The organism is Streptomyces bohaiensis, from assembly GCF_012033785.1.
Classification (GTDB): domain Bacteria; phylum Actinomycetota; class Actinomycetes; order Streptomycetales; family Streptomycetaceae; genus Streptomyces; species Streptomyces bohaiensis.
Genome location: NZ_JAAVJC010000069.1, coordinates 14907 through 21462, shown reverse-complemented (window position 1 = coordinate 21462; position 6556 = coordinate 14907). Strand labels below are relative to the sequence as shown.

The following is a 6556-nucleotide window of genomic DNA, read 5'->3' as shown; positions in this document are numbered from 1 at the left end:
GTCCGCCGGGCGCGGCAGCGACGGCCCGGGGCGCCGCGTGGCGTTCGGCGTGGGCGGCGCGGGCGCGGCCGTCCCCCGCACGGGGGCGGGCCGCGCCGATCCGCCGGTGGCGGCGACGACCGCGCGGATCACCGCGAGCTCCGCCGCCAGCTCGGACGGCTCCGGGAACGCGTCGTCCCGCTCCAGCAGCACCCCGGGCGGCCGCCGGAGCGCGCACAGGTCCCCGAGCAGCGCCAGGACCGCCTGCGGGACCGGGTGCGCGTGGGTGTCGTGCCAGAGGCCGTCGCGCTCCACGCCGCCCGCGACGTGGACGTACGCCAGCGCCTCCAGAGGGAGCGCCGCCAGGACCGCCGCGGGGTCCCGCCCGTGGTTCACCCGGTCGGTGTGCAGGTTGGCCACGTCGATCAGCAGACGCACGCCGGTGCGTTCCACCAGCTCTCCGAGGAACTGGGCCTCGGTCAGCTCCTCGTCGGGCCAGGCGACCAGCGTGGCGATGTTCTCCAGCGCCAGCGGCACCGGCAGGGAGTCCTGTGCGATGCGGACGTTCTCGCACAGCACGTCCAGCGCCTCGCGGGTGCGGGGAACGGGCAGCAGATGGCCGGCCTCCACCCGGCCGTCCCCCGTCGACGGGCCGCCGGACCGCACGAACGCGATGTGCTCGGACACCAGCGGGGCGTCGAGCTCGGCCGCCACGTGGGCGAGCCGGACCAGCCGCGCGGGCGAGGGCCGGTCCGCCCCACCCAGGCCCAGACCCACCCCGTGCGGCACCACTGTCACGCCGCGCTCCCGCAACGCCCGCAGCGGCTCGGGCAGATGTCCGGGGCAGATGTTCTCCGCGACCACCTCGACCCAGTCGAGACCTGTCATCCCCGCGATCCCCGAAGCGAGTTCGGGCCGCCAACCGATTCCCGTGCCCAGTGCGACCATGAGCTGGTCCCCCTTCTCCCGGAAAGGCCGGTGCTCCGGCGCCGGTGCCCTTGTCATCTCCTGCGGTACGGGGACGAACCGGCGCGGCGGCGAGTTCAGAGCAGAATTTGAGCTTGCGCGGTCACGGACGCCGGGGCGTGCCGGGGCGGTTCCGCGCGCTGCCGACCGCCCGGGGCGCGGCCCGCCGGGGCGGGGTCAGGAGGCGAGCAGCCGGGCGCGGTACCGCTCGGTGTCGAGCTCCCCGCGGGGGAAGCGGGGGTCGAGGGCGGCGAGGTGCTCCGCGAGCAGCCGGCCCACCGCCCAGTTGCGGTACCACTTGCGGTCGGCCGGGACGACGTACCAGGGAGCCACCGCCGTCGAGCAGTGCTCGAGCACCGCCTCGTACGCCTCCCGGTAGGCGGGCCACAGCGCCCGCTCCGCCACGTCGCCGGGACTGAACTTCCACTGCTTGTCGGGGTCGTCGAGCCGTCGCAGCAGCCGCCTGCGCTGCCGGTCGCGGGAGATGTGCAGGAAGACCTTGACCAGGGTGACCCCGTCGGCGGCGAGGCCGGCCTCCCAGGCGTTGATCTCGTCGTAGCGGCGGGCCCAGACCGCGGGTGGGACCAGCCCGCGGACGCGAGCGATCAGGACGTCCTCGTAGTGCGAGCGGTCGAAGATGCCGATCGCGCCCGCCGGCGGCAGTGCCGCGTCGATCCGCCACAGGAAGTGGTGCGCCCGCTCCTCGGCGGTCGGTGCCTTGAAGGCGTGCACCCGGCAGCCCGCCGGGTCGAACGCGCCCGCCACGTGCTTGACGGTGCCGCCCTTGCCGGAGGTGTCCATGCCCTGGAGCACCAGCAGCACCCGGCGTCGGTCGCCGGCGGTCGCCGCCGCGTAGAGCCGCTCCTGGAGCGCCGCGAGTTCGGCCGCGGTCCGTTCCGCCGCGTGGCGGGCGGCGCGCTTGTCGTGTTTCCCGCCCCGGGGACGGCGCTCGCCGGTCGGCTCGGGCGGGAACCCGGTCGTGGCGTCGGCCGGCAGGGAGCCGAGGTCGACGGGGGAGCCGCCATCGACCCGCAGCAGAGCCGACACCGGGCCGGGGGAGGTGGGGGCCCCGCCGGGCCCGGGGCGCCGGGATCCTGCCATCGTGCCTCCCCGTGGAACCGCACGCGCCCGGGCGCGGCGCCCGACCGTTCCCCCGAGCATGGCGGCAGGCGAGCCGGTCCGCCATCGCAGGCGGGGAGTGTTCAGCCCTGTGCCAGCCGGTCCGCGTCCCGCGCCAGGGCAGTCAGTCGGGAGATCGCCCGGAAGTACTTCTTCCGGTACCCGCCGTTCAGCATCTCCTCGGAGAACAGCCGGTCGAACGGTTCGCCGGAGGCGAGGACCGGGACCTCGCGGTCGTACAGCCGGTCGGCCAGGACCACCAGGCGCAGCGCGGTCGACTGGTCGGGAACGGGCTTCACCCCGGTGAGGCAGACGGCGGACAGGCCCTCGGCCATCGCGCCGTACCGGCTCGGGTGCACGGTGGCGAGATGGGCCAGCAGGTCGGGGAAGGCGTCGAGCGACGCGTCGGGTGTGCGGTGCGCGACCCGGACGACGGTGTCGTCCCCGTGCGGTGGCGGTGCCTCGGGAAGCCCGCGGTGCCGGTAGTCCTGGCCGTCGATGCGCGCCGCACGGAAGTGGGCGGAGAGGCCCTGGATCTCCCGCATGAAGTCGGCAGCGGCGAACCGCCCCTCGCCGAGCCTGCCGGGCAGGGTGTTGGAGGTCGCCGCCAGTGCCACCCCGGCCTCCACCAGCCGGGCGAGCAGACTGGAGACCAGCACGGTGTCGCCCGGGTCGTCCAGTTCGAACTCGTCGATGCAGAGCAGCACGTGCCCGGAGAGGGCCGTCACCGCCTGCTGGAAGCCGAGCGCCCCCACGAGGTGGGTCAGCTCCACGAAGGTGCCGAACGCCTTGCGCTCCGGGGGCGCCGCCGTGGCGTGCCACAACGAGGCCAGCAGGTGGGTCTTGCCCACCCCGTACCCGCCGTCGAGGTACACCCCGCGCGGTCCCGCGGCCGGGGCGCGCCTGCGACGGCGGCGGAAGATGCCGCCGCCCTTGGGGCCGGCGCCCTCTCCCGTACCGCCCAGGCCGGAGGCGAAGGAGCGCAGCAGCTCGACGGCCTCGGTCTGGCTGGGCTGCGAGGGATCGGGGACGTACGTCTCGAACCGGACCGCGTCGAACCTCGGGGGCGGCACCATCTCGGCCACCAGCTGCTCGGCGGGGACCCGCGGCGAGCGGTCGCAGAGCGCGACCGGTGTCCCGCGTTCGCCGTCCGCGGGGCCGGTGGCGGCAGCGGCCTTCCCGTCGGCGGGCGGAACGGTGCCGGCCGGAGTGGCGGACGGGGGCTGGGACGCAGCGCTGGAGGACACGGTCGTCCAGTCTAGGCGGCGGCCCGGCGGCGGAGCCCGGCCGGACCGGTGCGCTGTGCCACACTGCGCGCCATGAGACGCCTCATCCCCGCCCCCGAGCCCGCGGCCGAGCCCCGGGAGGGCCTCTGGGAGCTGTCCGAGCTCGCTCGCGCCTACCGCCACCCCGCGCCGGACGGGGGGTGGCTGCGCGCCAACATGGTCTCCTCGCTCGACGGGGCGGTGCACCACGGGGGGAGGTCGCAGCCGCTCTCCGGCGAGGCCGACATGCGGATCTTCGGCGTCCTGCGCCAGCTGGCGGACGTGGTGCTGGTGGGGGCGCAGACCGTGCGGGCCGAGGGGTACCGACCGGCCCGCCGCCGCGAGGAGTTCACCGCCGCCCGGGAGGCGGCGGGGCAGACGCTCGCGCCGGCGGTGGCGATCGTGAGCGGTTCGCTCGACCTGGACTTCGACGCCCCGCTCTTCGCCGCGCCGCACACCCCGACGCTGGTACTGACCGGTGCGGGCGCGCCCGCCGACCGGCTGCGCCGGGCGCGCGAGGCGGGCGCCGTGGTGGTCATCGCGGGGGAGGGCGCCGGTGCGGACGCCGAACGGATCAAGGGGGAGCTCGCGCACCTCGGCCACCGCAGGGTGCTGTGCGAGGGCGGGCCGCGGCTCCTCGGGGACCTGGCGGCCGCGGACGTGCTGGACGAGCTGTGCCTCACGCTCGCGCCGCGGCTGGCCCTGGGGGAGGCGGGCCGCATCGCGAGCGGGTCCGCGCTGCCCGCCCCGACGGAGTTCGCGCCCCGGTCGGTGCTGGAGCACGAGGGGTTCCTGTTCACCCGCTACGTGCGCGGTGGGGTGCTGCCGAGGGACGGCGCCGGCCCGGCCGCCTGACCTCCGGCACCGCCACGCCGCGACCGCCCTGCCCCGCCTGCCTTGTCCCGACCGCCCCGCCGCCGGCCCGTCCGAAGCCGCCCCCGCGCGCCCCGCCGCGGGGCGGGAGCGCCCGTCGGGGCGCGGGAGGCAGACGAGCACCCCCGGCGCGCGGAGCGGCGCACAAGAGCGGAAGATCACGTTCCGCTTATCCTTGGGTGGGCAGAATCACAGCGCGACCCCGTGCGCCGACGGGGCACGGCGGTCCGTGCCGGACCACGCGGGTTCCGGCCTCGACGAAGGGCACTCACGGTGATCACGACAGTCCTCATGATCGAGAAGGCGCTGGTGCCCACCGACGTCGACCTCGTCACCACCCTCCACGGCGACGATCCGGTCACCTTCGTGGTGCTGCTGCAGCCCCGAGGGGACCAGGACCGGCTGCTGCGAGCACTGGACGACGTGGCGCTCGGCGAGTTCGGGCGGGCGGTGCGGGAGAACGACGTCCCCGAGGGTCCCGACGCGCTGCCGCCGGCCGAACGCGCGCTGCACCACTCCGTCGCCGCACTACGGGACGCCGGCGCCGGGGCCGAGGGGAGACTCGTGGCGGACCACCCGCTGGAGGAGCTCGCCGCGGTGGTCCGCGAGGTGTCGGCCGACGAGGTCGTCGTGCTGACCGCGCCTCACTACATCGAGGAGCTCTTCCACCGGGACTGGGCCTCCCGCGCCCGCCACAAGGTGGGCGTCCCCGTCCTGAAGCTCTTCGCCCACGCCGAGTGACACCACCCCGCGCCCCGCCCGCGCCCCCGGCGCGCGGCGCGGCGCGGCCCCCGCTGCCCCTGGGCGCGCGCACACGGTGCGACAATCCCCGGGAAGGAATCGACGAGGGAGAACGCGCATGGCAGCAGGCCCGCCCACTTGGGATCGCCCCCACTTCATCGGGGTCGGGGGAGCGGGGATGTCCGGCATCGCGAAGATTCTCAGCCAGCGCGGCACGGCCGTCGCCGGCAGCGACGCCCGGGAGTCCGCCACCGTCCGCGCCCTGCGTGACCTCGGTGCGCGCGTGGCCATCGGCCACGAGGCGGAGCACCTCGCGCCGGACGCCAGCTGCGTCGTCGTCTCCAGCGCCATCCGTGACACCAACCCCGAACTGGCCGCCGCGCGCGAGCGCGGGCTGCCGGTGCTCCACCGGTCCGAGGCGCTCGCCGCGGTGATGGAGGGCCGCCGCGCGCTGGCCATCGCCGGTACCCACGGCAAGACCACCACCACCTCGATGCTCGCGGTCGCGCTGCGGACCCTGGGGCTGGAGCCCGGTTACGCCATCGGCGGCGACCTCGACCACCCCGGCTCCAACGCCGAGAACGGCGGCGGCGACCTCTTCGTCGCCGAGGCCGACGAGAGCGACCGCAGTTTCCACCGGTACGCCCCCGAGGTAGCCGTCATCCTCAACGCGGAGCTGGACCACCACGCCAACTACGCGTCGATCGAGGAGATCTACGAGTCCTTCGCGACCTTCGTCGGCCGGGTCCGCGACGGCGGCACCCTGGTGATCAACGCCGACCACCCCGGCACCCGTGAACTGATCGGCCGCGTGGCGGCGGACACCGCCGAGCGCGGGGTCCGCGTCGTCACCTACGGGGCCGCCCCCGACGCCGACGCCCGGGTGCTGAAGGTGGAGCCGAAGGGGCTGACCAGTGAGGTCACCGTCTCCCTCGGTGGGCAGGAGATCGCGTTCACCGTCTCCGTCCCCGGTCGCCACTACGCCCACAACGCGGTCGCCGCGCTGGCCGCCGGTGCCGCGGTCGGCGTGCCCGCCGACCAGCTCGCCGCCGCGCTGAGCAGCTACACCGGGGTGGCGCGCCGCCTCCAGCTCAAGGGCGAGGCGGGCGGGGTCCGGGTCATCGACTCCTACGCCCACCACCCCACCGAGATGACGGCCGACCTGGAGGCCGTCCGGGACGGCGCCGGGGACGGCCGCGTCCTGGTGGTCTTCCAGCCGCACCTCTTCAGCCGCACCAAGGAACTGGGCACGGAGATGGGCCAGGCGCTAGCGCTGGCGGACGACTCCGTGGTGCTGGACATCTACCCGGCGCGCGAGGACCCGATCCCCGGCGTGACCAGCCGCCTGATCATCGAGGCCGCGCTCGCCCACGGCGCCCGGGCGGTGCCCGAGCCCGACATGACGGCGGTCGCACGCCGCATCGCCACGATGGTCGCCCCCGGCGACCTGGTGCTGACCATGGGGGCCGGGGACGTGACCGACCTCGGCCCCGCGATCCTGGCACGGCTGGCACAGACCGGCTGAGCGGCGCGAGCGGTGTCGGAGCGGGGCGTCGAAGTCCAGGTCGAGCGAACCGCTCACGATCGCCACCGCCGGCGCGAGCGTCTGCCCC

General features: G+C 75.7%; 6 protein-coding genes. 3 read left to right on the top strand and 3 right to left on the bottom strand.

Annotated elements, in window-relative coordinates; genetic code table 11:
- From HCN52_RS10675 to zapE, 3 genes are all read right to left on the bottom strand, one after another.
- Positions 1-927 (bottom strand): MbnB/TglH/ChrH family RiPP precursor modification enzyme (locus HCN52_RS10675; RefSeq protein ID WP_168088172.1); only part of this gene is annotated, 927 nt, incomplete at its 3' end.
- A gap of 195 nt (positions 928-1122) precedes the next feature.
- Positions 1123-2046 (bottom strand): PPK2 family polyphosphate kinase, encoded by a 924-nt coding sequence (locus HCN52_RS10670; protein WP_168088168.1) that lies wholly within the window; start codon positions 2044-2046, stop codon positions 1123-1125.
- Between the two features lie 101 nt (positions 2047-2147).
- Positions 2148-3311 carry a cell division protein ZapE gene (gene zapE / locus HCN52_RS10665; RefSeq protein WP_376767115.1) on the bottom strand — a complete coding sequence of 388 codons (1164 nt, stop codon included), beginning with the start codon at positions 3309-3311 and terminating at the stop codon, positions 2148-2150.
- A gap of 72 nt (positions 3312-3383) precedes the next feature.
- On the opposite strand from zapE, the gene HCN52_RS10660 reads away from it, so the two are divergent.
- From HCN52_RS10660 to murC, 3 genes are all read left to right on the top strand, one after another.
- Positions 3384-4184 carry a pyrimidine reductase family protein gene (locus HCN52_RS10660; protein WP_168088167.1) on the top strand — a complete coding sequence of 267 codons (801 nt, stop codon included), beginning with the start codon at positions 3384-3386 and terminating at the stop codon, positions 4182-4184.
- A gap of 291 nt (positions 4185-4475) precedes the next feature.
- Positions 4476-4943: an indole-3-glycerol phosphate synthase gene (locus HCN52_RS10655; RefSeq protein WP_168088166.1), complete on the top strand. Its 468-nt coding sequence runs from the start codon at positions 4476-4478 to the stop codon at positions 4941-4943.
- A 118-nt stretch (positions 4944-5061) separates the two neighbouring features.
- Entirely contained in the window at positions 5062-6468 is a 1407-nt protein-coding gene (gene murC, locus HCN52_RS10650; RefSeq protein WP_168088165.1) for a UDP-N-acetylmuramate--L-alanine ligase, read from the top strand.
- Positions 6469-6556 lie beyond the last annotated feature (88 nt).

Bases quoted from the DNA above. Each gene is read 5' to 3' on its own strand.
- HCN52_RS10670 (WP_168088168.1), bottom strand. From the start codon at position 2,046: ATGGCAGGATCCCGGCGCCCCGGGCCCGGCGGGGCCCCCACCTCCCCC.
- HCN52_RS10660 (WP_168088167.1), top strand. From the start codon at position 3,384: ATGAGACGCCTCATCCCCGCCCCCGAGCCCGCGGCCGAGCCCCGGGAG.
- murC (WP_168088165.1), top strand. From the start codon at position 5,062: ATGGCAGCAGGCCCGCCCACTTGGGATCGCCCCCACTTCATCGGGGTC.